Here is a 25,688-nt window from a genome sequence, read left to right as displayed (position 1 = left end):
GTGGCGACCCGGATCAGGGCAGCCGGGCCAGATCCGCCGCGCCGACCACGCCCGCGGACGCGCCGAGCTCGGCCAGCCGCACGTCGGCGACCGGGCGGTGGCCGCGGCCGGTCAGGCGTTGGGCGAAGGCCTCGCGGGCCTGGTCGAGCCAGAGGTCGGCCGCGTTGGAGACGCCGCCGCCGAGGATGAAGCAGCCCGGGTCGAGGATGGACGCCAGGTCGGCGAGCCCCTGCCCGATCCACTGCGCCATGGTGGCGAAGGCCTCCAGGGCGACCGGGTCGCCGGCCCGCCCGGCGTCGGTGACCTCGCGGCCCTCGATGCTCTCGGGGGTGCCGCCGGCCAGCTTGAGCAGCGTGGCGGCGCGCTCGGGGTCTTCGGCGGCCATCCGCTTCGCGTCGCGGACCAGGGCGTTGCCGCTGGCGTACTGCTCCCAGCAGCCGAGGTTGCCGCAGCCGCACTTCACCCCGCCGGGGACGGTCTGCATGTGGCCGAGCTCGCCGCCCATGCCCCAGCGGCCCCGGTAGACGGAGCCGCCGAGGATGAGGCCGCCGCCGATGCCGGTGCCGACGGTGACGGCGATGAGGTGGCTCTCGCCCCGGCCGGCGCCGAAGCGGAACTCGCCCCAGGCCATCGCGTTGGCGTCGTTCTCCACCACGATGGGCAGGCCGGTCATCTCGGTGAGGCGGCGCTGGAGGGGCTCCTCGCGCCAGGCCAGGTTGGGGGCGAAGCGGACGACGCTGCGGGTCTCGTCGATGAACCCGGCCGCGCCGACACCGACCGCCTCGACCTCGTAGCTGTCGGCCAGTTCCTTGATCGCCTCGGCCACGGTCTCGGCCACCTTGGCCGGGTTGTCGGCCGGGGTCGGCTTGAGGAGACTCTCGACGATCAGCCCGTGGGCGTCGACGACGCCCGCCGCGACCTTGGTGCCGCCGATGTCGATACCGATGGTCAGCGCCATGTCGTGTGTCTCCCGTCCGGATCAGCCCAGATCGATGTGTTCTACCTTCGGGTTCGAGCCGCCCGGTCCCTGCGGGGACGGCGGGCGTTGCAGGGAGTCGACCGCCTGCCGGAAGGCCGCGAGCAGCTCGCTTCCCGCCGCCATCAGGTGGTCACTCACGTCGCCGCCGGTGTCCCGGCGGGCCGCGATCACCCGGCAGACCGGGCAAGCCCGGCAGATGTACTCCTCGTGATCATGCCCTGAAACGGCCTCGCTCCACACATCCGGAGAGGGGGAAGTCGTGCGGGGCCGCTGGGTCGCTCCGGCCACCCCGGAGAAGGCGCCCTTCACGAAACCCTTGCCGAGCTCTCGGCCCACCCGCTGCTGCAACGCGTCGAGCAGCTTCAACGCCTCGTCGGCGGCCGAGCCGAAGGGGTCGGGACGTTCGTTGCTTTCCGTCATATCTCGAACCGTACCCGGAGGTGGCCGTCGCGGAGCGCCGCCTGGGCGACCTCCCTGCGGGCCAGCGCGGCGGGCAGCGCGATGACGCGGCGGTAGGGCCCGGCGGTGATGATCAGCTCGTCGGCCTTGCGGGCCAGGTCGATGTCGTCCTTCCCGGCCAGCGGCAGCCTCAGCACGACCTCGTTCGGGCCGAAGACCAGCGGCGGCTCGGCCGGCGGGGCGGCGAAGGCGTCGACCCCGTCGTAGAGCGCGTCGGCGACCTCGGCCAGCGCGTCGACCCCGACCGGCTCCTCCGGCAGGTAGGGCACCCGCAGGATCGGCAGCGGCTCGAACGACTCGTGGACGGTCTCCATCTGGCGCGCCTGCGCCTCGACCCATCTGGCCCGCCACGGGTCGGCCCCCTCGCCGGGGAAGACGCGGTTGGCGATGACGGCGTCGACGCGGTATCCGTACAGGGAAAGAGAGGTGAGGGTGCGCCGGGCCTCGGCGACCACCACCGCCTCGGGGGTGAGCACGAGCCGGACCGACGCCTCGTCCCCCGTGAGCAGCGCGCGGACCTCCATCAGGCCCTTGTGGAGCCGCTCCCCCGCGTTGACCACGCCCTCTTCCGGCGCGCTGACCTTGGCGACCGCGCGGATGACCGGGGCGACCGCGCGCATCACGCGGCGGCCGATCGGCAGCAGGCGGGTCACGTGCCAGTCGAGCGCCTCGGGGAGCGCCAGCAGGCGCAGGGTCTCGGCGGTGGGGGCGCAGTCGACGACGATGACGTCCCAGCGGCCGGTGCGGGCCTGCTCGCGCAGTTCCAGCAGGGCGATGATCTCCTCGGCCCCGGGCAGCACGGTCACCTCTTCGGAGGTGATGGCGTCGAGGCCGAGCTCGGTGAACAGGCCGCGCGCGTAGTCCTGCAGGTCGCCCCAGTGGCGCTCCATCGACTTCTGCGTGTCGACCTGCTGGAGGTAGAGGCCGCGGGTCACCTCGGCGGGCTCGCCGGAGGGCGCGACCGCGAGCGCGTCGGCCAGCGAGTGGGCCGTGTCGGTCGACACGACGAGGGTCTTGAGCCCCTGCCGGGCGGCCAGCGTCGCGGTCGCCGCGGCGGCGGTCGTCTTGCCGACGCCGCCCTTACCCGTGAAGAGGAGAGTCCTCATGCCTTCTCGACGCGCTTCTTCAGCCCCTTGAGGGCCGTGTCGATGATGACCTTCTCGGCCTTGCGCTTGATCATGCCGATCATGGGGACCTTGAGGTCGACGGCGAGCTCGTAGGTGACCTCGGTGGAGGCGCCCTTCTCGGCCAGGCGGTAGCTGCCGTCGAGGCCGGACACCATCTTCCCGGCCTGCGCGATCCGCCAGCTCACCAGCTCGTCGGTCCAGGTGTAGGCGAGCACGTAGTCGTCGCTGATGACGCCCGCGTCGAGGACGAACCGGACGGTCGCCGGGAGCCCGTCGTCGCCGGTCGAGAGGACCTGCGCCGACTTCACCTGCCCGGCCCACTCCGGGTAGGAGGGGAAGTCGGCGATGACGGCCAGGATCGTCGGCCGGCTCGCGGCGATCCCGATGCTCGACGTGGTGCGATCAGCCATGGCCCGACCTTAGCTCACAGGTCCAGGGTGAACGGTGTGCCGCGTCCCCGGAAATGCCCGACATTGAGGCATTCGGTACGGCCGATCCGCGTCCGGGGCACCAGCGGCTGGTGGACGTGCCCGAAGAGGGCGTACCGGGGCTGGAACTCCCTGATGTAGTCAAGGGTGGCCTCGCTGCCCCGCTCGAAGCGCCGGGCCACCACGTCGTAGAGCAGGTCGGGCACCGCGGGCGGGATGTGCGTGCAGAGCACGTCGACCGGGCCGAGCGCGGCGACCTTCGCGGCGTAGACCTCGTCGGCGAGCTCGTAGGACGTGCGGTAGCGGGTCTGCAGCCCGCCGCCGACGAAGCCGAAGGTCAGGCCGCCGATCTCGGCCGTCTGGCCGTCGAGGACGGTCTGCCCCTCCCGCGTGTACTCGGCCCAGAGCGACGGCACGTCGACGTTGCCGTAGGTCAGGTAGGAGGGCACCGGCATGGCGGCGAAGAGGTCGGCGTACTGGGCCCGCACCTGCTTCTCGATGTGGGCGCGCGGATCGCCGCCGAGTTCGGCCCACAGGGCCGCCGACATGACCCTGGCCTCGTTGAAGCGTTTCTCGGTGCGCAGCCGGACGTACTCCGTCGCCCGCTCCACGCCGAACAGCGAGGGGAAGATGCCCTGGGACATGTCCGCGTAGTCGATGAACAGCACCAGGTCACCGAGGCAGATCAGGGCGTCGGCGCCCTCTCCCGCCTTGGCGAGGGCGTCGGCACGGCCGTGGACGTCGCTGACGACGTTGATGCGCATGGCCGACATGATATTCCCGAGCAATCGCTTGGTTACGGTCTGGTGCCATTGAGGATTCGGGCGGTCACGGACTGATACCGTGCGATTGACCGGATAACGCCTGTGTGACGGCACTATCCACCGTTCGTGTCACGCGGTAGCGTCCCGGGCAACCTGACCGAGCCGGGTCCCAGAGGAGAGCACGTGCAGGAGTACACCGTTCCCGTGCTGGTGGACGTTCCCTTGTCGGCCAACTGCACCGATGCGGTGTTCCAGCGGGCCGCCGACACCCCGAACGCCGTCGTGATGAAGGTGCAGGACGGCGCCGACTGGAATCCGGTGACGGCCGCCGACTTCCGGCAGAGGGTCGCCGGCGTCGCCAAGGGCCTCATCGCCACCGGCGTCGAGCCGGGCGACCGGGTGGCCCTGATGAGCCGCACCCGCTACGAGTGGACGGTCGCCGACTACGCCATCTGGGCCGCGGGCGGCGTGAGCGTCCCGATCTACGAGACCAGCTCGACCGAGCAGGTGCGCTGGATCCTCTCCGACTCCGGCGCCAAGGGCGCCTTCACCGAGACCGCCGCCCACGTGGAGACCGTCCGCGAGGCCGCGCCCGACCTGCCCCACGTCTGGACCTTCGACGAGGGCGCGGTCGACGCGCTGATCGAAGCAGGCCGGGACGTCCCCGACGAGACCCTGACCGAGCGCCGGACCTCCCGGGGCGGCCACGACCTGGCCACGATCATCTACACCTCGGGCACGACCGGCCTGCCGAAGGGCTGCCGGATCACCCACGACAACCTGCTGTTCACCGCGCGGAACGTGTCGCAGGGGCCGCTCGAGAAGATGTTCTCGATCGACGAGCGGGCCGTGCTGCTGTTCCTGCCGCTCGCGCACAGCTTCGCCCGCATGGTCGAGATCGTGACCGTGGAGACCGGCACCGTCCTGGCCCACACGCCGAACATGAAGAACGTGGCTCCCGACCTCCAGGCGTTCAAGCCGACGTTCCTGCTGGGCGTGCCGCGCGTGTTCGAGAAGGTCTACAACGGCGCCGAGCAGAAGGCCACCGCCGACGGCAAGGGCAAGATCTTCGCCACCGCCGCCCAGGTCGCCATCGACTACAGCAAGGCGCAGGCCTCCGGCGGCGCCGGGCTCGGCCTGCGGCTCAAGCACGCCGCGTTCGACAAGCTCGTCTACACCAAGCTGCGCGCCGCCACCGGCAGCCGCCTGACCAACGCCGTCTCGGGCGGTTCCGCGCTGGGCGAGCGCCTCGGCCACTTCTTCCGCGGCGTCGGCATCGAGGTCCTGGAGGGCTACGGCCTGACGGAGACCTCCGCGCCGTCCACGGTCAACATCCCGGGCGCCAACAAGATCGGCACCGTCGGCAAGCCGTTCCCGGGGGTCACGGTCCGGATCGCCGACGACAAGGAGATCCTGGTCAAGGGCCGCCACATCTTCGACGGCTACTGGAACAACGAGAAGGCGACCGCCGAGGTCATCGACGCGCAGGGCTGGTTCCACACCGGCGACGTCGGCGAGCTCGACGCCGACGGCTACCTGCGCATCACCGGCCGCAAGAAGGAGATCCTGGTCACCGCGGCCGGCAAGAACGTCGCGCCGGGCCCGCTGGAGGACAGCATCCGGGCCCACCGCCTGATCAGCCAGGTCCTGGTCATCGGCGACGACAGGCCGTTCGTGGCCGCGCTGGTCACCCTCGACCCCGAGGCCATGGCCGGGGTCGAGCTGACCGAGGAGCAGATCAGGGCCGAGGTGCAGGGCGCGGTCGACAACGCCAACAAGATGGTGTCCAAGGCCGAGCAGATCAAGAAGTTCACCATCCTCGACGGCGACCTGACCGAGGAGTCCGGCCACCTGACCCCGTCGCTGAAGCTCAAGCGCAACATCGTGATGCGCGACTACGCCAAGCAGGTCGAGGAGATCTACGGCTGACCGACCGGCGCCGTCAGCAGCTCCCCGAAGCGGGCGGCGACCTGGTCCCAGGTCCACTCCCGCTCGATCCACTCCCGGCCGCGCGCGCCCATGGCCCGCGCGGCCTCGGGGTTCCTCAGCAGCTGGATCAGCGCGGCGGCGATCTGCCGCGCCGATCCGCCGTCGACCACCAGCCCCGTCTCGCGGTGCCTGACCGCGTCGGGCGCGCCGCCCGACGACCCGGCCACCACCGGCAGCCCGCTGGCCGAGGCCTCCAGGTAGACGATGCCGAGCCCCTCGACGTCGAGCCCGCCCAGGCGGGTCCGGCAGGGCATCGCGAACACGTCTCCGGCGTCGTAGTAGGCGGGCAGGTCGCCGTCGGCCACCGGCCCGGCGAACCGGATGTCCTCGCGCCCCCGCGCCGCGCGCTCCAGCGCCGCCCGCCCCGGCCCGCCGCCGACCAGCAGCAGAGCCGCTTCCGGTACGGCACGGGCCACCTCGGGCCACGCCTCGATCAGCCGGTCCTGCCCCTTCCTGGCGACCAGCCGCGACACGCAGACCACCACGGGCCGGTCCCCGAGCCCGAGCTCGGCGCGCACCCGCGCACCGCCCGCACCGGGCCGGAAGACCGACGTGTCGACCCCGGGGGCGAGCCGGGCGAGCTTCCCGGCCGGGATGCGGCCCGACAGGTGACGCCGGGTGTAGTCGCCGAGATAGGTCACCACGTCGGCGTGGGCTCCGATGCGCCGCAGCAGCCCGCCCGCGAGGGGCAGCCGGGCCCACGACGCCTCGTGGCCGTGGGTCAGCATGACCACCCGTTCGGCCCCGGCGGCCCGCAGCGCCCCGCCGAGCAGGCCGAGCGGCGCGGCGGCCCCGAAGACCACGGTCGAGCCCGGCCGGACCAGCTCCCCGGCCCGCCGGGCGACGTCGGGCGTCGGCAGCATCAGGCTCGTCGGGTGGCGCACCACCCGGTAGCCCTGCCGGGCGTCGAACTCGGCGCAGCCCTCCCAGCGGGGGGCGTACACGACCACGGAGGAGGCCGGGAGCCGGACGGCCAGGGCGTGGACGAACGACTGGATGCCGCCCGAGCGCGGCGGGAAGTCGTTGGTGACCACCACGACCCGCGTCACGGCACCGGCTGCCCGTGAAACAGGGCCCACGACCGGGCCATCGCGATGCGCTGCGGCCCGGTGGGGTGGGAGGAGTAGAGCACGTACTCCAGCGGGGACGGGCTCAGGTCGGAGATGTTGCGGAGGGCCAGGTTGCGCTGCATGGCGGCGAACGTGGCCGGGTCTTCGGTCAGCTCCAGCGCGTGGACGTCGGCGCGCGCCTCGATGTGCCGGCTGACCAGGTTCTGCGCCGGGCCCGACAGCACGGTGGCGAGCGAGACCAGCCCGACCAGCAGCGCCGCCGCCCTCGGGTCGCCGAGCGAGGGCACCCCCGTCCGCCGCCGCAGCAGGTTGCCCGCCACGAACAGCGCGCACGCCCCGAACGCCGCCCCCAGCGCCCCCACGAGGGTGCCGTGGAGGACGTCGTCGGTCTTGGCGTGGCCGAGCTCGTGGGCGACGATCAGCTCGATCTCCGGCTCGGGCACCTCCAGCAGCGTGTCGTAGACGACGATGCGGCGGGTCGCGCCGAAGCCCGAGACGTAGGCGTTGAGCGCGGTCGTCCGGCGAGAGGCGTCGGCGACCAGCACGTCGTCGACCGGCACCCCGTCGCGGTCGGCCATCGCCAGCAGGCTGTCGCGGAGCTGGCCCTGCGGGAGGGGCCGGAAGTCGTTGAAGACCGGTTCCACCACGATCGGGTAGAGGAACGACAGCGCCAGCGTCAGCGTGAAGGCCCCCACCGAGGCCGGGATCCACCAGCGGCGCGGCCACCGGCGGGCCAGCGCGATGACCACCAGGACCATCACCGCCGACAGCAGCAGCTGGAGGGCGAAGTTCTTCAGCCGGTCGGCGCTCCAGGTGCCCCACGTCTGGGTGGACAGGCCGTAGTCGCGCAGGATCGTCTCGAACCACATGCCGAGCGGCCAGCGGAGCACCAGGGACACCAGGTAGACCCCGGCGATCCCGGTGAGCGCCCGCAGCCATCCCGCCCGGAACGGCAGCCGCCCGATCAGCCGCGCCCCGAGCGGGGTCGAGACCAGCACCCCGGCGATCACGAGCGAGACGCCGAGCGCCAGGTAGGACGGCAGGCTCGTCGCGGCGTCGAAGGCGTCGGCGCGGGCGATCTGGGCGGCCCCGAAGTCACGGGCCGGGTCGGGCGCCGCCCGCGGCGCCCCGGCCGGAAGCGCGCGCCAGGGCGTGGTCACCGCCACCACGGCGACGATCGCCACCCCGAGCCCCGCCAGGGCGACCGCCGCCGCCCTCATCCCCGTACGTTCCACTCCGCCTCCGGAACACTTCGTATCACGTAGTCTGCCCACGCCGCGGTCAGCTCGGGCTCCCCGACGCCGAGCGTCCGTTCGAGGGCCGTGGCCGGATCGGCCAGGGCCGCGCGGTAGAGCGCGGTCAGTCTCGGCTCGCCGTAGCGCTCGGCGATGTAGCGGCAGGCCAGCCACGCCTCCTGGTAGGCCTGCGGGACCCGCGCGCCCCCGGCGCGGAAGTCCTCCGGGCCCGGCAGCTCCCGCGGCGCGCTGGGGTCTGCGGCGAGCTCGGCGGCGATCGTCGCGGTCGGGAGGCCGCTGTCACGGTAGCCGACGTAGTCGGCGTAGCCCTCCACCAGCCACATCGGGATGCCCGCGCTCGTCGCCGCGCCGGTGGCGACGTGGGTGAGCTCGTGGGCCAGCACGATCACCCTCCCCTGGGGCGACAACGACGCCCAGCTGCCCGGTTCGATCACCACGAAACCCGGCCCCGCCAGGGCGGCCATGCCCGTCACCGGGGCCGGGCGGGCGATCTCGGCGGCCCGCTCGGTCGTCGCGGGGGCCAGGATCGTCGCGGTCACCTCGGACCCCCAGACGCGCCGCACGGCCTCGGCCGCCCGGTCGGCCTCCTCCGCCAGATCGGGGAAGCGGCCGTCGGCCGCCAGCACCCGGACATGGTCTCCCCGGACGGCGAGGGGCCAGCTCTGGCCGTAGAGGACCTTCGGGGGTTGCCCGGCGGACAGGACGGCCAGCAGCGCACCGACCGTGACCAGGAACCGCATGTCAACGGATACTACAAACGAAAACACCGCGGCCCCGCCCGCCGGGAAGGTGGCGGACGGGGCCGATCGGTACTTCGCCGGGCTGGTTAGAACCCGGGCCGGACCGCGCCCACGAAGGTGCGCTTGCGGTAGGTGTCCAGCTTGTCGATCCGCACCCGCGAACCGGAGTTCGGGGAGTGGACCATCTTGCCGTGGCCGACGTAGATGCCCACGTGGCCGCCGCCGCTGGTGAAAACGAGATCGCCCGGCTCCATCGCCTTCCAGCTGATCTTCTTCTTCACCGAGCTCTTCATGGACCAGGTGGTACGGGGCAGTTTGACGCCCGCCTTGCGCCAGGCGAACTGGACCAGGCCGGAACAGTCGAACGCGCCGGGGCCGGTGGCGCCCCAGCGGTAGGGGTCGCCGATCTGCTTCTTCGCGATGGCGACCGCCTTGGTCGCCAGGACCCGCTGACGCTGGGCCTTGCTCAGCTTCTTGACCCGCTTGGCCGACTTGCTCCGGGACTGGCTCTTGGTGGCCGAGGGAGCGGCGGGCGCCGCCTCTCCCGAGACCGGGACCGCCGTGGTGTTCGTGACGGTGACCGTCACCTCATCGGCCCGCGCGGGTGGCGCCGCGACCGCTCCGACCGAGGCCGTGAGCGCGACGCCGCCAAGGGAGATGCGGGCGATGCGGGACAGACATGCGGGGGTGGTGGACAGGATTGCTCCTTGGATCTTCCTCTGATGCCTACCGGGTTAGCTGACGGATTCGGGCAGGGAAGGCGCCCTACGACGCGATATTCACGCCGATTCACCCCGTTGGCTCCTCTGGGGAGCCTTTTGGGTCCCCGGTTCCATGCCTCCTGGCTGCACGGATTCGGCCGTGTCGCGTGATGGGCGACACATGGATCTTTATTAAGACATCGCGGCCCACGGGCCGGACTCTCCTCGGACGGCATGGCTTGCTCGTCGCGAGGCCAGAAGTTACCGACTCCGCCATAAGACGGCAAAGTTTTGGCGAAAGATAAAGATCAGGTAAACGTGCGCGCTATTCGAAAACGCCTGCATATGCCGGGAATTGAGGGGTTGATGTGACTCTGGTCACACCCCTTGGCTCACAACCCGAAAAAAGCCCCAAACGACACGTTGCTTCCCGAGGCAGATTCCCCCGCGCGAGCCACAGCCGGCCTTCGGCCGTCCGCGTCTCGCTTAAGGACGCACAGCCTTATCGGGGTTGTACTGGGCGAGGGGGGTGACCTTCACCACGTCGCCGGTCTGCGGGGCGTGCACGACGGAGCCCTGGCCGGTGTAGAGACCGACATGACCGAAACCGCTGTGCCAGACCAGGTCCCCGGCCTGCAGGTCGCTGATCGCCACCTGGCGGTTCTTGCCCCAGGCCCACTGCTCGTAGCTGGTGCGGGGCAGGCTGACGCCGCCGGCCCGCCAGGAGGCCTGGACCAGCCCCGAGCAGTCCCACGCGCCGGGGCCGGTGCCGCCGTACTGGTAGGGCTTGCCGATCTGGGCGAAGGCGAAGTCGAGCGCGGCGCGGGCGTTGCCGGAGGCGGGGCCGGAGTAGACCTGTCCGGTGCTCTGCGGGTTGCCCGGGTTGAAGGCGCCCAGCTCGCGGAGCAGCTTCATCTGCTCGTCGACCATCTTGTCGGTCTTCTTCTTCTTGGCCGCCAGGTCGGCGCGGATCTCGGTGTCCTCCTTGAGGGCCGCCTGGAGATCGTCGCGCTGCTGCTTCAGGCCCGCGATGGCGCCCTCGTACTCCGCGAGGCGGAGCTGGCGGCTGGTGGCGAGCTGGTTGAGGATCGCCATGCCGCTGAGCGCGAGCTGGGGGTCGGGGCTGCCGAACATGCCGCTCAGGCCGCGCACGTCGCCCGTCTGGTAGCTGGAGACCGCCAGGCCCACCACGCCGACGCGGAGCGTCTCGACCTTCACGTTCTGCTTCTTGAAGGAGGCGTTGATCAGGCCGTACTTCTTCTTCGACTTCTTGTACTTCTCGTTGGCCTGGTTGTAGTCCTCGACCAGCTGGTCGGCCTGCTTGTTCAGCTTGGCCAGCTTCGCCTTCGCCTGGGGGATGGTCGGCTTTGGATCGGCCGCCGCTCCCGCGATCGGAAGAAGCAGTACGAACGCCGCAAAACCGGCTACGGCCGGTACCCGCCCACGCACGCCCGAAACCCCTTCCATACCGGACAGACCTGGGTCGGGACTTTACTCAGCCGATCATGTACCCTCAACCGATTCGCCACTATTCGCGCAGGTCATCACGGTTGGCTACAGCGTGATCACGCACGGCCAAGGCGGCGGAGGAGCAGAACGGAAGGAACCGGACGCGCGCCCATTTTTCGGACAGAGACTCCGACCTCCCGGTCGGACGACACGACCGCGATGGCCCGGCCCTGCGGTTCGATCCGGACCATCTCCCGGATGAGGTCGTCGGCTATCTGACCGGGCGCGCTGAACGCCACCCGCACCCCCCGGGGAGCCGACACCTGTACAGGTCCGTCGAGCTCGGCGCCGTCGAAGACGCACGTGATCTCCACCCGCACCTGGACGGCCAGCCCGCCGAGCCCGGTCAGCAGCCGCTGCCGCTGGTCGGCGAGGGTGAGCTTGCCGTAGCCGGCCTTGGTCACGTTGTAGCCGTCGATGATCAGGTGGAGGTTGGGTATCGCCAGGAGCTGGTCGAGCAGCTGCGGGTCGTCGTCGGCCAGCGCGCGGGCCGGCACGTCGCGGACCGAGGGGGCGGTGCCGCTGACGGCGGCGACGTAGTCGGCCGGCCTGTTGATCGTGGTGGGCAGCGCCAGTTCCTTGCGCAGGCCCTTGGCGGCGTCTTCCAGGGCGTCCATGAGCACCCGGATGCGCGCGTCCTCGACGCTGCGGCCCTCGCGGGCGGCGCGGCGGCTGGCCTCCAGATGGCGCTCGGCCTCGGCCAGGCGCTCCTTGAGGCGGCGGACCTCGGTCTCGGCGGCGGCCCCGGCCCCGGCGACCCGGGCGCGGGCCTCGGCGGTGGCCGCCTCCAGCTCCCCGGCCCGCTGCTCGGCGGCCCTGACCCGCTCGCGGGCGTCGTGGAGCTTGCGGCGCAGGTCGGTGTTCTCCGCGCGGGCGGCCTTGAGCTGGTCGCGGACGCGGTCGATCTCCTCCTTGGCGGCCGTGCGCTGCTGGGCGAGCTGCTCCTTCAGCCGTCCCTCGGCCTGCTCACGCTGCGTGTCGAGGGCGGCGGCCTGGTCGAGGTCTTCGCGCGCCAGTTCGACCATCCCGGCCCATCCGGGCGGACGGGTCAGATAGGCTGCCGCCGCGACCAGCACGGGCTCGGCTGCGGGCGGCACCGTCTCCTCGGCGAGCGAGGCGACCAGCTCGGGCCAGGCCTGGGTGAGCGACTCGGCGACCAGTTCGCGGAACTTCTTGTCGTTCTCGAGCTGGGCCGCGATGGGGGCCGACCCCAGGCGGGCGCGCTTGCGGGGCTCGAAGCGGGCCACCGCGCGAAGCGGCGCCGGCACGGCCGCGGCGGGCATCGTCCCGAGCACCTGGGCCGCCAGTTCGACGACGTGTGTTCGCACCTGCTCGGGCAGGGGACGAGACAGGCCCTCTCCGGCTGAACTCATCCCTGCTGCTCTCTTCCTGTCCTGGTCGTTCATTCAAGAGTACGGCTCTGCGAGTCCACTACATCACGTTCAGCGACGCCAACAGGGAGCAAGTAGGACACGAACCACTTGTCTCATAAATCGCTCACGTTACGTCAAGGAATGGTCACGTGATGTCACAATGACAGGCGTGACGATCGCGAGTGACCATCTGCGGCGGCTCGCCGCCGAGATGGACGACGTGCTGGAACCCGTGCGGGCGCTGCGGGCCTTCCCCCGATGGACCGGCCCGGCCGCCCGGCGCTTCGACGTCGAGCTCCACCGCCACCGGGCCCTGCTGGCCGCCCTGTCGACGGAGGCCACGATCGTCGCGGCGCGCCTCGACAAAGAAGTCGCCTGAGCTGTTTGTCCAGGTTTACCCTGCACGGATGTTCAAGCCCTCGCTGCCCGTCGAGACCTCCCGCCTGGTGCTGCGCCCCTTCACCCTCGACGACCTGACCGAGCTCCACTCCTTCTACTCCCGCCCCGACGTCGCCCGCTTCCTCTACTGGGAGCCGCGCGACCTCGACCAGGTGCGGACCGTGCTGGCCGACAAGGCGGCCGTCACCGAGCTCACCGACGAGGGCCAGGTGCTCTGCCTCGCCGTCACCCTCCGCGAGACCGGCGAGCTGATCGGCGAGGTGCTCCTGTTCTGGCGCAGCCGCGAACACCGCCAGGGCGAGATCGGCTACGTCTTCCACCCCGGCCACCACGGCAGGGGCTACGCCTCCGAGGCGGCGCGGGAGGTGCTCCGGCTGGGCTTCGAGGGCCTCGGCCTGCACCGGATCGTGGCCCGCTGCGACGGCCGCAACACCGCCTCGACCAAGGTGATGGAACGGCTCGGCATGCGCCGGGAGGCCCATTTCGTGGAGAACGAGATCGTCAAGGGCGAGTGGACCGACGAGATCGTCTACGCGATGTTGCGGCGCGACTTCTAAGCGAGACGCGGCCGGCCGAAGGCCGGTCGCGTCTCGCGCCGTGAACCTGCCTCGAAGAAGAAGTGTCGGTGGGGGTCTCTAAGGTCGTCTGCGTGGAACAGGGCACGCTGGACGATCTGGGGACCCCCCTCGTCGACGTCACCTTCGTGGTGTTCGACCTGGAGACGACCGGCACCTCCCCCGCCGAGTGCGCGATCACCGAGATCGGCGCGGTGAAGGTGCGCGGCGGCGTCGTGCTGGGCGAGTTCGCCACCCTGGTCGACCCCGGCGGCCCGATCCCCCCGTTCGTCTCCGTGCTCACCGGCATCACCGACGCGATGGTCGTCGCCGCCCCCAAGATGACCGAGGTGCTGCCGAGCTTCCTGGAGTTCGTCAAGGGCGCCGCCCTGGTCGCCCACAACGCCCCGTTCGACATGGGCTTCCTCAAGGCCGAGTGCGCCCGCCAGGGCTATCCGCCGCCGGTCAACGCGGTCGTCGACACCGCCGACCTGGCCCGCCGGGTGCTGACCCGCGACGAGACCCCCAACTGCAAGCTCGCCACCCTGGCCCGCCACTTCCGCAGCTCCACCGAGCCCTGCCACCGCGCCCTGGCCGACGCCCAGGCCACCGTCGACGTGCTCCACGGGCTGATCGGCCGGGTCGGCAACCTGGGCGTCCACACGCTGGAGGAGCTCAAGGGCTTCGTCCGGATGCCCACCCCCGAGCAGCGCCGCAAGCGCCACCTGGCCGACGGCGTGCCCGACAAGCCGGGGGTCTACGTCTTCGAAGACGCCCGCGGCGAGGCGCTCTACGTCGGCAAGTCGGGCAGTCTCCGGACCCGGGTCAGGAGCTACTTCACCGCCAGCGAGACCCGGCCGAGGGTCCGGGAGATGGTCGGCATCGCCGAGCGGGTCCGCCACATCGTGTGCGCGACCCCGCTGGAGGCGGAGATCCGCGAGTTACGCATGATCGGCGAGACCAAGCCCCGCTACAACCGGCGGTCCCGCTTCCCCGAGCGGGTCGTCTGGCTGAAGCTGACCGACGAGCCGTTCCCCCGCCTGAGCATCGTGCGCGACCTGAAGGACGACGGCGCGACCTACCTGGGCCCGTTCGGCAGCAGCCGCACCGCCGACGACGCCCGCACCGCCATCCACGAGGCGCTCCCGCTGCGCCAGTGCACCGAGCGCCTGTCCCTCACGGTCCGGCGCAGCGCCTGCGCGCTGGCCGAGATCGGGAAGTGCGGCGCCCCGTGCGAGGGCCGGGAGAGCCTCGACGACTACGCCCGCCACGTCGCGGCGGCCCGCCACGCCATGCTGGTCGACGGGAGCAGCGTGTTCTCCGCCGTCGAGGCGCGGATGGACCGCCTGTCGTCCGAGCAGCGCTACGAGGAGGCGGCGGTCGACCGCGACCGCCTGGCCGCCTACGTCCGCGCCGCCGCCCGGATGCAGCGGCTGACCGGCCTGACGAGCATCGGCCAGATGGTCGCCGCCAGCCCCGGCAAGGAGGGCGCCTGGGACATCCACGTCATCCGCCACGGCCGGCTCGCCGCCGCCGGGGTGATGCCGCGCGGCGCCCACCCGGTCCCCTACGTCGAGGCCCTGGTCGCGACCGCCGAGACGGTCTTCCCCGGTCCCGGCCCCACCCCCGCGGCCAGCGCCGAGGAGACCGAGACGATCCTGCGCTGGCTGGAGTCGCCGGGGGTCCGGCTGGTCAGGGTCGACGGGGGCTGGAGCCTGCCCGCGTTCGGCGCCGCCCGGCTCAAGGGGCGCATCGACCGGGCGTACGACCAGGGGGGTTCCCGCTCAGCGAGGGAGGGCAGACCGCTGCGATAGGTTGGGGCCCTCGGAAAGGAGCACGCTTTGGTCACCGCGATCGTGCACATCAAGGCCGACGTCGACCGGATCCCCGAGGTCGCCCAGGCGATCGCCGGGCTCGCGGGCGTCAGCGAGGTCTACTCGATCACCGGCGAGTTCGACCTAATGGCCATGGTCCGCGTCGCCCGTTACGAGGAGATCGCCGAAGTCGTGCCGGGGCGGCTGAACAAGATCGAGGGCGTCCGCGCCACCGACACCCACATCGCCTTCCGGACCTACAGCCGCCACGACCTGGAGGCCGCCTTCTCCATCGGCCTCCCCGACGCCGACTAGATTCCTGACCGTCCCCCCGGCACCGAACCTCGGAGGGACCATGGACTTCACCGGCAGAACCGTCATCGTCACCGGCGCCGGATCGGGCATCGGCCGCGCGACCACCCGGCTGTTCGCCGGCGCGGGCGCGCTCGTCCTGGGCGTCGGCCGCCGCCGCGAGGCCCTCGCCGGGACGGCGGGCCGCGACGAGGCGATCAGCGTCCACGTCGCCGACCTGCGCGATCCCGCAGCGCCCGAGGAGATCGTCTCGGCGGCCGTCGCCCGCTGGGGCCGGCTCGACGTCCTGGTCAACAACGCCGGGGCCACGAAGATCATGCCGCTGGCCGAGACGACCGCCGACGGCGTCGCCGATCTGTTCACGCTCAACGTCACGGCCCCGAGTCTGCTCGCCCGGCACGCCCTGCCCCACCTGCGCGCGACCGCGGGCTGCGTCGTCAACGTCAGCAGCACCTTCGGCCACCGCCCCCTGCCCGGCGGCGCCCACTACGCCGCGACCAAGGCCGCCGTCGAACAACTCACCCGCAGTTGGGCGCTGGAACTGGCCCCCACAGGGGTCCGCGTGAACGCCGTCGCCCCCGGCCCCACCGAGAGCGAGGCCCTCACCGCCGCCGGCCTGCCCGCCGCGACCGTCGAACAGATCAAGTCCGACGAGGCCGCCCGCATCCCCCTGGGCCGCCGCGGCGACCCCGGCGAGGTCGCGACCTGGATCCTCCGGCTGGCCGACCCGTCGGCGACCTGGCTGACCGGCCAGATCCTCACCGTGGACGGCGGCCTGGAACTCGTCTGAGGCCCCTACCACCTTCTGAGGGCCCGGCGGGACGCGGCTCGGGCCTGGCCTGCTCGGTCACCCTCGGGTGGCGACGCCGGGCGTCAGCCCGTGCGGTCCCCGGTCAGGGCCCGGGTGCGGCCTCCGGTCAGCAGGCGTACCCGGATCTCGAAGCCGCCCTGGACCGGGCCCGAGGTGACGGAGCCGCCGAAGAGGGCGGCGCGTTCCCAGATGCCCAGGAGGCGCTCCCTCGGGCCGCCGTCGTCCTGGACGCACAGCTCCACCACCCCGCCCTGCCAGCGAAGACGCACCTGCGCCTTCCGCGCCGAGCCGTGCTCCAGCGCGTTGACCAGGGCCTCCTCCACGATGCGGTAGGCGGAGAGCTCCAGGACCGGGCTGGGCCGGCGGGGGCCGTCCTCGGAGAAAGCGACCGAGAGCCCGGCGGCGCGGAAGCGGTCGAAGAGGGCGGGCAGCGCGCCGAGGGTGGGCTGGGGGCCGGTGGTCGTGGCGCTCCCCGACCGCAGCAGCCCCGCGACGCGCTGGAGATCCGTCAGCGCCTGGCGGCCGGCCTCCTCGGCGTCGCGGAGCGTCTGCCGGGCGCGCTCGGGGTCGCGGTCCATGATGACCCGGCCTGCGCCCACCCCCAGGGTGAGCACGCTCAGGTCGTGGGCCACGACGTCGTGGAGCTCCTCGGCGATCCTGAGCCGCTCCCGGGTCACGGCGTCGGCGGGATCCGCCGACCGGCGTCGGACCGGACGGACCAGGCGGGCGAAGAGGCGCATCATGCCGGAAATCTAAGCCGCCGCCCGCCCCCGGGACGTCCTCCCAGGAGGTGAGCGTGGGTCAGCCCAGGGGATTACCCGCGGGAGGGACCTCCGGGTCGCCGGAGGCCCCCGCCGGCGGGACTCAGCCGCGCAGGCGCTGGGAGACCTCGACCCAGCGGTCGAGCAGGGTCGCGGCGGCGCCGGAGTCGACCACCTGGCCGACCGTGGCGTAGGCGGCAGCGATCCGCCCGGTCAGGTCGTCGGCCGTCGGGCCCTCGCTGGCCACCAGGGCGGCGGCGGCGTTCAGCAGCACCGCGTCGCGGACCGGGCCGGTCTTGCCGCGGACCAGGTCGTGGACCGCTCCGGCGTTGAAGGCGACGTCGCCGCCCTTCAGGTCGGCGGGCTGCGAGCGGGCGATGCCGATGTCGGCCGGGTCGAAGGTCGTCTTGGTCGAGACGCCGTCGGCCACGACGTACACGGTCGAGGGGGCGGCCGTCGACAGCTCGTCGAGGCCGTCGTCGCCCCGGAAGACCAGCGCCGACACGCCGCGCTCGGCGAACACGCCCGCCATGACCGGCAGCATGCGCTGGTCGAAGACCCCGATGGCCTGCGCCGAGGGGCGGGCCGGGTTGGTCAGCGGGCCGAGGAAGTTGAACACCGTCGGGACGCCGATCTCCTTGCGGGTCGGCCCGGCGAAGCGCATCGACGGGTGGTAGACCGGCGCGAAGCAGAACGCGATGCCGGCCTCCTGCGCCACCTCGACGGTCGCCTCGGGCGACAGGTCGATCACGACGCCGAGGTGCTCCAGCACGTCGGCCGCGCCGCACTTGGACGAGGCGGCCCGGTTGCCGTGCTTGATCACCCTGGGGCCCGCCGCGGCCACCACGACGGCGGCCATCGTCGAGACGTTCACCGTGTGGGCCCGGTCGCCGCCGGTGCCGACGACGTCGACCGCCGGACCCTCGATCTTGAGGGGGGTGGCGATAGACAACATGTGCCGGGCCAGCCCGGACACCTCGGCGACGGTCTCCCCCTTGGCCCGCAGCGCGACGACGAACGCCGCGATCTGGGACGGGGTGGCCGCGCCCGACATGATCTCGCCCATCGCCCACGAGGTCTCGTCGGCGGTCAGGTGCTCACCGGCGAGCAGCGCGTTGAGCAGCGAGGGCCAGGTGGTACGGGCGTCCATGGCGGTCCTTATGGATATAGGGATGTCAGGAGACGGCGGGCAGCCGCCCGCGCATCAGCCCGGCGATCGTCTCGGCGACGATCATCGGGTCGAGCGGCTGGGAGATCACGGCGTCGGCCCGCGACCAGTTCGCCAGCCAGCGGTCGTCACGCCGGGCGATGATCAGGCAGATGGGCGGGCAGTCGTGGACCTCGTCCTTGGCCTGCTTGGCGATGCCCATGCCACCGGCCGGCGCGGCCTCGGAGTCGAGGATCGCGATGTCGATCTCCCCCGAGTCGAGCTTGCGGACCACTGCCGCCTGGGTCGCGCACTCGACGATCTCCACCAGCGGCAGGTCGGCGGCGGGCCGGCGGCCGATGGCCAGCCGCACCTTCTCACGGGTGGCCGCGTCGTCGCTGTAGACGAGAACCTTCATGTTGCGCACTCCAGTCACCGGGTAGGGTCACCAGGGATGCTATCGGCCCTGAGCGGCCGTCGACATCCCGCCCTTCGCCGCGTCGCGCACCCCCTATCGGGGGGCCGTGCGCCGACCCGGCCTCACGAGCCGCAATAATGACGGGCGTGGCGACAGCATCCGCAATTACTACGACGACGACAGCCCACTCGTCGCGCCGGCCCAACCTGGTCAGCGTCGGGACGATCATCTGGCTGTCCTCTGAGCTCATGTTCTTCGCGGCGCTGTTCGCGATGTACTTCACCATCCGCTCTGTGAGCGTCGGCCAGGACCCAGCGAGCTGGCCGGGCGCCCACTTGAACGTCCCGTTCGCGACGGTCAACACGATCATCCTGGTGCTGTCCTCGGTGACATGCCAGTTCGGCGTGTGGGCCGCGGAAAAGGGCCAGGTCAAGAAGCTCCGGCTGTGGTATTTCATCAGCTTCCTCATGGGCGCGGTCTTCGTCGCCGGGCAGCTGATCGAGTACAACGAGCTGGTTCACGAGGGCACGACCCTCTCCTCCGACGCCTACGGCTCGGTGTTCTACCTGACCACGGGCTTCCACGGCCTGCACGTGACGGGTGGTCTGATCGCGTTCCTCTTCCTTCTGGGACGCACGTACGCCGCGAAGCGCTTCACGCATGAGCAGGCCACCAGCGCGATCGTCGTGTCCTACTACTGGCACTTCGTCGACGTCGTCTGGATCGGCCTTTTCGCGACCATCTACATCATCAAATGATCGGAACGGGGATTTCGGTGAACTCCATCACCGCGCGACGGCGGCATCCCCTCGCGCGCCTCGCGGTCGTGGCGCTCGCGCTGGGGCTGCTGGGCGGGGTATACGCCGCCGCGGCGCCCAGTGACAGCACCGCCGACGCGGCGGTCGCGTCGGGCAAGGCCGACGACGTGGCCGAGGGCAAGAGCCTGTTCGTGGCCCACTGCGCGAGCTGCCACGGCCTGAACGCCGAGGGCACCTCCATGGGCCCGACGCTCGTGGGCGTGGGCGCCGCCGCGGTCGACTTCCAGGTGAGCTCCGGCCGCATGCCGGCCGCCGACCCGAGCTCGCAGGCCCCGCGCAAGCCGCTCGGCGAGTGGGTGACACCCGAGGCCGTCCGGCAGCTGGCCGCCTACGTGCAGAGCCTCGGCGGCGGCCCCACGGTGCCCACCGCCGACATGGTCGACCCGGCCAAGGGCGACGCCGCCAAGGGCGGTGAGCTGTTCCGCGCGAACTGCATCCAGTGCCACAACTTCGTCGGCGCCGGCGGCGGTCTCACCTACGGCAAGTACGCCCCGAACCTGAACCCGGCCACGCCCGAGCAGATCTACGAGGCGATGGTCACGGGCCCCCAGGCGATGCCGGTCTTCAACGACTCGATCATCACGCCCGAGCAGAAGCGCGACATGATCGCCTACATCGTCGGCGTGCGCGAGCAGGTCGACCCGGGCGGCTTCGGGCTCGGCCGCATCGGCCCGGTCAGCGAAGGCCTGGTCGCGTGGATCGCCGGGATCTCCTTCATGTCCCTCACCGCCATCTGGATCACCGCCAAGAAGCGTAAGAGAACATCAAAATGACCGATAAAGAGCTTCCCGGCCCCGATGACGAGACGCGTGTCCCGCGTCGCGTCATCGGCACCCCGGCTCAGGGAACCGCCGTACTCGGCACCCGCCCGGCCAAGGCCGAGGTGGAGACGCCCGGCGTGACGCTCCCCGACCCCGCCGACGCCCGCAAGGCCGAGCGGGTCGTCACCCTGCTGTTCTTCGTCGCCTTCCTGGCGGGCATCGCCTTCATCGCCTCCTACGTGATCTTCCAGGTCGGCGACATCGACTCCACCGCCGCGTCGAACCTCGCGCTCGGCGGCAGCCTGACGGTGGCGCTGCTGGCGCTGTCCTCGGGCGTGGTGGTGTGGGTCCGGCGGATGATGCCGAAATACAACCTCGTCCAGGAGCGCCACGAGATGCGCTCCGACGACGACACCCGCGGCTACGTCGACGAGACGTTCCGCGCGGGGGCCAACGAGAGCGGCTTCGTCAAGCACAAGATGATGCGCCGCACGCTGCTGCTGGCGGCGGCGCCGCTCGGCCTGGCCCCGCTGGTGCTGCTCAAGGACCTCGGCCCGCTGCCCGGCACCTCGCTGCGCCACACGGTGTGGAAGAAGGGCATGAAGCTGGTCGTCGAAGGCACCGGACAGCCGATCCTGGCCTCCGACTTCGACTCGCCGGGCGGCATCCTGTCGGTCGTGCCCGAAGGGTACGAGCACGACCTCAACGCCCTCGCCAAGGCCACGCTGATCCTGATCAAGTTCCGTCCCGAGGACCTGAAGTCGGGCACGATCAGGAACTGGACCTACGACGGCATCGTCGCCTACTCGAAGATCTGCACCCACGTCGGCTGTCCCGCGGCGCTCTACGAGCAGACGACCCACCACATCCTGTGCCCTTGCCACCAGTCGACCTTCGACGCGACCGACGGGGCGCGGGTCATCTTCGGCCCGGCCGCCCGGCCGCTGCCGCAGCTGCCGATCGGTGTCGACGGCCAGGGCTACCTCATCGCCCAGGCCGACTTCGACGTCCCCGTCGGTCCCAGCTTCTGGGAGCGCGGCGACGCCGAGGCCGACGCCCGGGAAGCCAGGGGGAACCAGTCGTGAACGAGACTCCGAAGCCCATCGCGGGCACCGCGACCTACCTCGACGACCGGCTCGGCGCGGGCAGCTTCCTGAAGCGGAACCTGCGCAAGGTCTTTCCCGACCACTGGTCGTTCCTGCTCGGCGAGATCGCGCTCTACTCCTTCATCATCCTGCTGCTCACCGGCACGTTCCTGACGTTCTGGTTCAAGCCGAGCATGCAGCACGTCATCTACGACGGCTCCTACCAGCCGCTCGTGGGCGTGGGGATGTCGGAGGCCTACGCCTCGACGCTGCACATCAGCTTCGAGGTCCGGGGTGGTCTGCTGATCCGGCAGATCCACCACTGGGCGGCCCTGCTGTTCGTGGCCGGCATGACGGTCCACATGCTGCGCGTCTTCTTCACCGGCGCCTACCGCAAGCCGCGTGAGCTCAACTGGATCATCGGCGTGCTGCTGCTGACGCTGGCGCTGGCCGAGGGCCTCACCGGCTACTCCCTCCCCGACGACCTGCTCTCCGGCGCGGGTCTGCGGATCACCGAGGGTGTGGCGATCTCGCTGCCGATCGTGGGCACGTACATCACGTTCTTCCTGTTCGGCGGGGAATATCCGGGCGAGGACGTCATCTCGCGGTTCTACTCGCTGCACATCCTGCTGATCCCCGGCATCCTGCTGGCGCTCATCTCGGCCCACATGGTGCTGATGTGGGTGCAGAAGCACACCCAGATGCCCGGCCCGGGCCGCACCGAGCACAACGTGGTGGGCGCGCCGTTCTACCCGGCCTTCATGGCCAAGGCCGGCGCCTACTTCCTGTTCACGTTCGCGGCCGTCGCGGGTCTCGGGACGTTCGCCCAGATCAACCCGATCTGGCTGTTCGGCCCGTACACCCCGGCGGACATCTCGGCGGGGTCGCAGCCCGACTGGTACATGGGCTTCCTGGAGGGCGCGCTGCGGCTGATGCCGTCGTGGGAGATCAACTTCCTCGACCACACGGTGCCGCTCAGCGTGCTGATCCCGGCGCTGGTCCCGATGGGCATCATCATGACGGGCCTGGCGGTCTACCCGTTCGCCGAACAGTGGATCACCGGCGACCGTCGTGAGCACCACCTGGTCGACCGTCCCCGCAACGCCCCGGTCCGCACCTCGATCGGCATGGCGGGCGTGACGTTCTACGGCATCCTGTGGCTGCTGGGCGCCAACGACTGGATCTCGGCCTACTTCCACATCGGCCTCTACGAGACGACGATCATCGGCCGGTTCGCGATCTTCCTGGGCCCGGCGCTGGCCTACTGGATCACCTACCGGATCTGCATCGGCCTCCAGCGCAAGGACCAGGACATCCTGTCCCACGGCGTGGAGTCCGGCGTCATCAAGCGCCTGCCGCACGGCGAGTACATCGAGGTCCACACGCCCCTGGCGGAGGACCTCGCCGACCACGTCCGCGGCAAGAAGGAGATCCCGATCGTCGACGGCGACGAGGACAAGGACGGGATCCCGCCGAAGGGCGTCCGCAACCCGATCGGCAAGCTCCGCGCCAAGGCCAGCAAGTTCTACGGCACCGACCACGTGCCGCTCGACGGCCACGGCCACAACGGCCACGGTAACGGTCACGGTGACGGTCACGGTGACGACCACGCCGCGGTCGGCGCGGGCGACAAGCCGCGCGAACTGCACTAGCCGTTCCACGGAGAAGACCCGGAGCCTCCCGCTCCGGGTCTTCTTCTTTTTCCGTCTGTACGACCTGCGTCAGGGCGCGATCCACCGAGTGCAGGCGACCCGGCCGCCGTGGACGAGCCCGCAGGCGCGCAGGCTGACGTAGTGGGACCAGATGGGCGGCGTGACCGCGCTCGTGGCGGGCCGCCGGACCTGGGTGGGGCCGAGCTGGCTCCAGCTCGCCCCGGAGTCCCAGGAACGGTCCACCCACACCCAGTCGCCGGGGACGCCCCCGGCGAGGTGCGCCACGGCGGCGGGCTCGTCCACGCTGACGTGGAGCCGGATCGTCCGCCCCGACTGGGAGACGACCGCGGCGGGCCGGGCGCGGCCCACCGAACGCACCAGGTCGTGGAGGACCGCCCCGGCGGCCCGGCAGGCGGCGGCCCGCTCGGACCGCCAGCCCGTGTAGCCGTCGCAGACGGCCTCCAGGTCCTCCCGGAACCGGTCGTCGATCCGCTTGCGGCCCGCAGTCGTGAACCGCCCCTGCGCGACGTAGTTGCGGTGGCCGAAGTCGTGCCGCCGGCAGGCGTCGGCGAAGACGAAGGTCCCCGTGTCCGTGAACGTGCAGCCGTCGGCCCGCCAGATCAGCCGCCCGTCCCGGTCCTCCCGCCCCAGCCGCTCGACGAACTCACCGAGCGGGATCTCGAACAGATGCCAGTCGGTCTTGGCCAGAGGCTCAGCGGGTTCATCGTCGGCCACCGCGACGGCAGGCGCCACCAGCGAAGCCAGCACCAGCCCCGAAGCCACCCCCATGCGTGACAGTAGGCGCCTCACCGTCGCCCCTCGACATTGTGGGACCGTTCCAAACCACGACAAGACAGACACCAGGACGTTCCAGTCCCTCCAGCCCCGCCCGCGCGAGACCTGCCCCACACACCCAGAACGTTGCAGCCGCACCGCCAACACCCGCCAGCTCTGGTCCCGCCCTAGATGCCCGGCGGGTTGGACCCGCCCTGCGAGCGTCCGCTCGCTCGGATCCAGCCCCCCAAACGCGGCGCGTTGGGACCGCCCTGTGACCGCCCACTCCGTCAGGTCCAGCCCCCCATGCCCGGCGCGCCGGACCCGCCCTGCGACCACCTGCCAGATCCGGGGTTCCTCGGCGGGCGTCGAGCGGCTGGTCCGCCATCTGATGGCCGAGGGCCGCCCGGCGTTCGCTCGATCGTCGGCCCCGGTGACGGAAAAAGGGGCCGGGGACGGCCGGTGCCGGGCGTCGCTCTCGACGAGCCCGGCGGGGGTGCGGGGCCCTCCTTGCCGGCTTTCCCGTTCCGGGGCGCGGGATTCGCCCCTTTCGCCCCAGAAGATGTTGTTCTTACCGGCCGCCCGAAAGAGAATTCGGGAACCCCGGATGGCCGCTTTCACCAGCGATGACACGGCCCGGAGTCTACGCCGGAATTCACCTCAATTAAGGTGACAAAATAGCCATGAAAGGCTATTCCATAATTCCGTACCGAAATGTGGAGTGAGAACTACCGGGGAGCCACGTGCCCGAGCCGGAACAGGTTGCCCGGGTCGACGGTCCGCCGGATCTCCGCCAGTCGCCGTGCCGTCGCCTCCGGCCAGGCGCGGCCCACCGTGGTCAGGTCGGAGCCGTGCATGTTGATCAGCGAGCCCCCCGTCGACCACGGCGCGAGCGCCCCCACGACCGCCCCGGGGTCGCTCCCGGGCAGCCCGATGGCCAGCACGTTGAAGGCGCCGTCCCGGCCGCCGACCGCGTTGGGCTCCTTCGGTTCGCGGGCCAGCGCGCCGCCGAGGTGGCGGATCTCGACCACCGGGACCGGCAGTTCCACCGAGGGTCCGGCGACGGCGATCAGCGTCTCGACGGCCTCGGGGGTCAGCTCGCGGAGCAGGGTGCTGCGCTCGACGGCCGGCATCGGGTCGGCAGGGTCGTTGTGGATGCGGTCGAGCTGCGTGTACGGCAGCTCCCCCACCCCGCCGAGCACCGGCTCGGCCACCCCGAGCATCGGCGCCAGCAGCGCCTCCTGGGGCTCCACCGAGGCGACCCGCAGGTGGGCCACGAACTGTCCGCTCAGCGGCGGGGGGAGCTGCGGGAGCGGGGGCAGCCGCAGGAAGGCGAGCGAGGTCGTCAGCGTCTCGGGCAGGCCGGGCGCCCAGCGCTGGTAGGCCCGCAGCACGGCGGGAGCGTCGGCGGCGGCGAAGTAGAACCCGCCGCCCCACACGGTGGCCAGCGGGAACAGCTCGACGGTCAGCGAGGTGACGATGCCGAAGCCGCTCTTGCCGCCGCGCAGCGCCCAGAACAGGTCGGGCTCGCTGCCGGGGTCGGCGACCCGGACGGCGCCGTCCGGCGTCACCACGGTCAGACTGCGGACGTGGTCGGCCGCGAAGCCGTAGGTCCGGGCCAGCGGCCCGATGCCGCCGCCGAGCGTGAACCCGACCGCGCCGACCCCCGAGGCCGACCCGCACAGGGGCGCGAGCCCGAAGGGGGCCGCCGCCCGGACGACCTCCGCCCACGTGCAGCCCGCCCCGACGGTCGCGGTGCGCTCCACCGGGTCGACGGTCAGCGACCGCATCCGGGAGGTCAGGATGAGGACCGCCCCGTCGGCGGCCTGGACGGCCCCGTGCCCGGTCGCCTGGACCGCCACCGGAAGATCACGCGACGCCGCGTACGCGAGGGCCTCGGCCACGTCCTGGGCCGTCTCGGCCTCGGCCACGAGGGCGGGGTGGTGCCGGACGGCGAGGTTGAAACCCGTGATTTCGTTCATGGGAG

The 25,688-nt window shown here is 71.5% G+C and carries 26 protein-coding genes and 1 riboswitch; of the genes, 10 read left to right on the top strand and 16 right to left on the bottom strand.

Annotation, left to right across the window (positions count from 1 at the left end; translation table 11 throughout):
* Positions 1-13 precede the first annotated feature (13 nt).
* The 5 genes from AW270_RS27825 to AW270_RS27805 are packed head-to-tail and all read right to left on the bottom strand — an operon-like array spanning position 14 to position 3,757.
* Positions 14-958: an ROK family glucokinase gene (locus AW270_RS27825; protein WP_061299054.1), complete on the bottom strand. Its 945-nt coding sequence runs from the start codon at positions 956-958 to the stop codon at positions 14-16.
* Positions 959-979: 21 nt separating this feature from the next.
* Complete coding sequence (locus AW270_RS27820; RefSeq protein ID WP_061299053.1) at positions 980-1,399, bottom strand: DUF5304 family protein; 420 nt, start codon at positions 1,397-1,399, stop codon at positions 980-982.
* Positions 1,396-2,544, bottom strand: a complete 1,149-nt coding sequence (locus AW270_RS27815; protein ID WP_061299052.1) for an ArsA family ATPase — start codon at positions 2,542-2,544, stop codon at positions 1,396-1,398. Before AW270_RS27815 ends, AW270_RS27820 begins: the two co-directional genes overlap by 4 nt.
* Positions 2,541-2,975: an SRPBCC family protein gene (locus tag AW270_RS27810; protein WP_061299051.1), complete on the bottom strand. Its 435-nt coding sequence runs from the start codon at positions 2,973-2,975 to the stop codon at positions 2,541-2,543. Before AW270_RS27810 ends, AW270_RS27815 begins: the two co-directional genes overlap by 4 nt.
* Positions 2,976-2,989: 14 nt before the next feature.
* Positions 2,990-3,757 (bottom strand): metallophosphoesterase family protein, encoded by a 768-nt coding sequence (locus AW270_RS27805; RefSeq protein WP_218009365.1) that lies wholly within the window; start codon positions 3,755-3,757, stop codon positions 2,990-2,992.
* A gap of 183 nt (positions 3,758-3,940) precedes the next feature.
* Between AW270_RS27805 and AW270_RS27800 the strand changes: the two genes are divergently transcribed.
* Positions 3,941-5,686 (top strand): AMP-dependent synthetase/ligase, encoded by a 1,746-nt coding sequence (locus AW270_RS27800; RefSeq protein ID WP_061299049.1) that lies wholly within the window; start codon positions 3,941-3,943, stop codon positions 5,684-5,686.
* On the opposite strand, the gene AW270_RS27795 is transcribed toward AW270_RS27800, so the two are convergent.
* The 6 genes from AW270_RS27795 to AW270_RS27770 form a co-directional block, all read right to left on the bottom strand.
* A complete protein-coding gene (locus AW270_RS27795; protein WP_061299048.1) occupies positions 5,677-6,795 on the bottom strand; it encodes a glycosyltransferase family 4 protein in 1,119 nt (372 codons plus the stop codon). The genes AW270_RS27800 and AW270_RS27795 overlap by 10 nt on opposite strands.
* Positions 6,792-8,051 (bottom strand): M48 family metallopeptidase, encoded by a 1,260-nt coding sequence (locus tag AW270_RS27790; RefSeq protein WP_245674888.1) that lies wholly within the window; start codon positions 8,049-8,051, stop codon positions 6,792-6,794. The genes AW270_RS27795 and AW270_RS27790 overlap by 4 nt, the downstream gene beginning before the upstream one ends.
* Positions 8,033-8,812: a gluzincin family metallopeptidase gene (locus AW270_RS27785; protein ID WP_061299046.1), complete on the bottom strand. Its 780-nt coding sequence runs from the start codon at positions 8,810-8,812 to the stop codon at positions 8,033-8,035. The genes AW270_RS27790 and AW270_RS27785 overlap by 19 nt, the downstream gene beginning before the upstream one ends.
* Before the next feature lie 86 nt (positions 8,813-8,898).
* Positions 8,899-9,399: a C40 family peptidase gene (locus AW270_RS27780; protein WP_061299045.1), complete on the bottom strand. Its 501-nt coding sequence runs from the start codon at positions 9,397-9,399 to the stop codon at positions 8,899-8,901.
* A 121-nt stretch (positions 9,400-9,520) separates the two neighbouring features.
* Positions 9,521-9,683, bottom strand: a riboswitch (cyclic di-AMP (ydaO/yuaA leader).
* A 316-nt stretch (positions 9,684-9,999) separates the two neighbouring features.
* Positions 10,000-10,962, bottom strand: a complete 963-nt coding sequence (locus tag AW270_RS27775) for a C40 family peptidase (protein WP_061299044.1) — start codon at positions 10,960-10,962, stop codon at positions 10,000-10,002.
* Positions 10,963-11,078: 116 nt separating this feature from the next.
* On the bottom strand, positions 11,079-12,395 hold the full coding sequence (locus AW270_RS27770; RefSeq protein WP_082801882.1) for an NYN domain-containing protein: 1,317 nt from the start codon (positions 12,393-12,395) through the stop codon (positions 11,079-11,081).
* A 169-nt stretch (positions 12,396-12,564) separates the two neighbouring features.
* Between AW270_RS27770 and AW270_RS27765 the strand changes: the two genes are divergently transcribed.
* The 5 genes from AW270_RS27765 to AW270_RS27745 all read left to right on the top strand — a co-directional run bounded on the left by AW270_RS27765 (position 12,565) and on the right by AW270_RS27745 (position 16,264).
* Positions 12,565-12,774 (top strand): hypothetical protein, encoded by a 210-nt coding sequence (locus tag AW270_RS27765; RefSeq protein WP_061299042.1) that lies wholly within the window; start codon positions 12,565-12,567, stop codon positions 12,772-12,774.
* A gap of 28 nt (positions 12,775-12,802) precedes the next feature.
* A complete protein-coding gene (locus tag AW270_RS27760) occupies positions 12,803-13,351 on the top strand; it encodes a GNAT family N-acetyltransferase (RefSeq protein WP_061299041.1) in 549 nt (182 codons plus the stop codon).
* Positions 13,352-13,419: 68 nt separating this feature from the next.
* Positions 13,420-15,162 carry a DEDD exonuclease domain-containing protein gene (locus AW270_RS27755; RefSeq protein ID WP_157522738.1) on the top strand — a complete coding sequence of 581 codons (1,743 nt, stop codon included), beginning with the start codon at positions 13,420-13,422 and terminating at the stop codon, positions 15,160-15,162.
* Positions 15,163-15,189: 27 nt separating this feature from the next.
* A complete protein-coding gene (locus AW270_RS27750; protein WP_061299040.1) occupies positions 15,190-15,477 on the top strand; it encodes an Lrp/AsnC family transcriptional regulator in 288 nt (95 codons plus the stop codon).
* Positions 15,478-15,517: 40 nt separating this feature from the next.
* Positions 15,518-16,264, top strand: a complete 747-nt coding sequence (locus tag AW270_RS27745) for an SDR family NAD(P)-dependent oxidoreductase (protein ID WP_061299039.1) — start codon at positions 15,518-15,520, stop codon at positions 16,262-16,264.
* An 83-nt stretch (positions 16,265-16,347) separates the two neighbouring features.
* Here AW270_RS27745 and AW270_RS27740 read toward each other — a convergent pair whose 3' ends face one another.
* The 3 genes from AW270_RS27740 to AW270_RS27730 form a co-directional block, all read right to left on the bottom strand.
* Positions 16,348-17,028: a sensor histidine kinase gene (locus AW270_RS27740; protein ID WP_061299038.1), complete on the bottom strand. Its 681-nt coding sequence runs from the start codon at positions 17,026-17,028 to the stop codon at positions 16,348-16,350.
* 121 nt (positions 17,029-17,149) lie between these two features.
* Complete coding sequence (gene trpD / locus AW270_RS27735; RefSeq protein ID WP_061299037.1) at positions 17,150-18,196, bottom strand: anthranilate phosphoribosyltransferase; 1,047 nt, start codon at positions 18,194-18,196, stop codon at positions 17,150-17,152.
* Positions 18,197-18,221: 25 nt separating this feature from the next.
* Positions 18,222-18,611 (bottom strand): type 2 periplasmic-binding domain-containing protein, encoded by a 390-nt coding sequence (locus tag AW270_RS27730; protein ID WP_061299036.1) that lies wholly within the window; start codon positions 18,609-18,611, stop codon positions 18,222-18,224.
* A gap of 137 nt (positions 18,612-18,748) precedes the next feature.
* Here AW270_RS27730 and ctaE point away from each other — a divergent pair, with 137 nt between their 5' ends.
* The 4 genes from ctaE to qcrB are packed head-to-tail and all read left to right on the top strand — an operon-like array spanning position 18,749 to position 22,927.
* On the top strand, positions 18,749-19,369 hold the full coding sequence (gene ctaE / locus AW270_RS27725) for an aa3-type cytochrome oxidase subunit III (RefSeq protein WP_082801881.1): 621 nt from the start codon (positions 18,749-18,751) through the stop codon (positions 19,367-19,369).
* Between the two features lie 17 nt (positions 19,370-19,386).
* Positions 19,387-20,202 (top strand): cytochrome bc1 complex diheme cytochrome c subunit, encoded by an 816-nt coding sequence (qcrC, locus tag AW270_RS27720; protein ID WP_157522734.1) that lies wholly within the window; start codon positions 19,387-19,389, stop codon positions 20,200-20,202.
* Entirely contained in the window at positions 20,199-21,275 is a 1,077-nt protein-coding gene (gene qcrA / locus AW270_RS27715) for a cytochrome bc1 complex Rieske iron-sulfur subunit (protein WP_061299033.1), read from the top strand. The genes qcrC and qcrA overlap by 4 nt, the downstream gene beginning before the upstream one ends.
* Positions 21,272-22,927 (top strand): cytochrome bc1 complex cytochrome b subunit, encoded by a 1,656-nt coding sequence (gene qcrB, locus AW270_RS27710; RefSeq protein WP_061299032.1) that lies wholly within the window; start codon positions 21,272-21,274, stop codon positions 22,925-22,927. Before qcrA ends, qcrB begins: the two co-directional genes overlap by 4 nt.
* 69 nt (positions 22,928-22,996) lie before the next feature.
* On the opposite strand, the gene AW270_RS40700 is transcribed toward qcrB, so the two are convergent.
* Together AW270_RS40700 and AW270_RS27700 are read right to left on the bottom strand one after the other, a co-directional pair.
* Positions 22,997-23,716: a phospholipase A2 gene (locus tag AW270_RS40700; protein ID WP_061299031.1), complete on the bottom strand. Its 720-nt coding sequence runs from the start codon at positions 23,714-23,716 to the stop codon at positions 22,997-22,999.
* Between the two features lie 713 nt (positions 23,717-24,429).
* Entirely contained in the window at positions 24,430-25,683 is a 1,254-nt protein-coding gene (locus AW270_RS27700) for an FAD-binding oxidoreductase (RefSeq protein ID WP_061299030.1), read from the bottom strand.
* Between the last annotated feature and the right edge of the window lie 5 nt (positions 25,684-25,688).

The sequence above is a fragment of the Herbidospora cretacea genome, from assembly GCF_001570605.1.
Taxonomy (GTDB): Bacteria; Actinomycetota; Actinomycetes; order Streptosporangiales; family Streptosporangiaceae; genus Herbidospora; species Herbidospora cretacea.
This window is presented reverse-complemented; position numbering and strand designations above follow the sequence as displayed.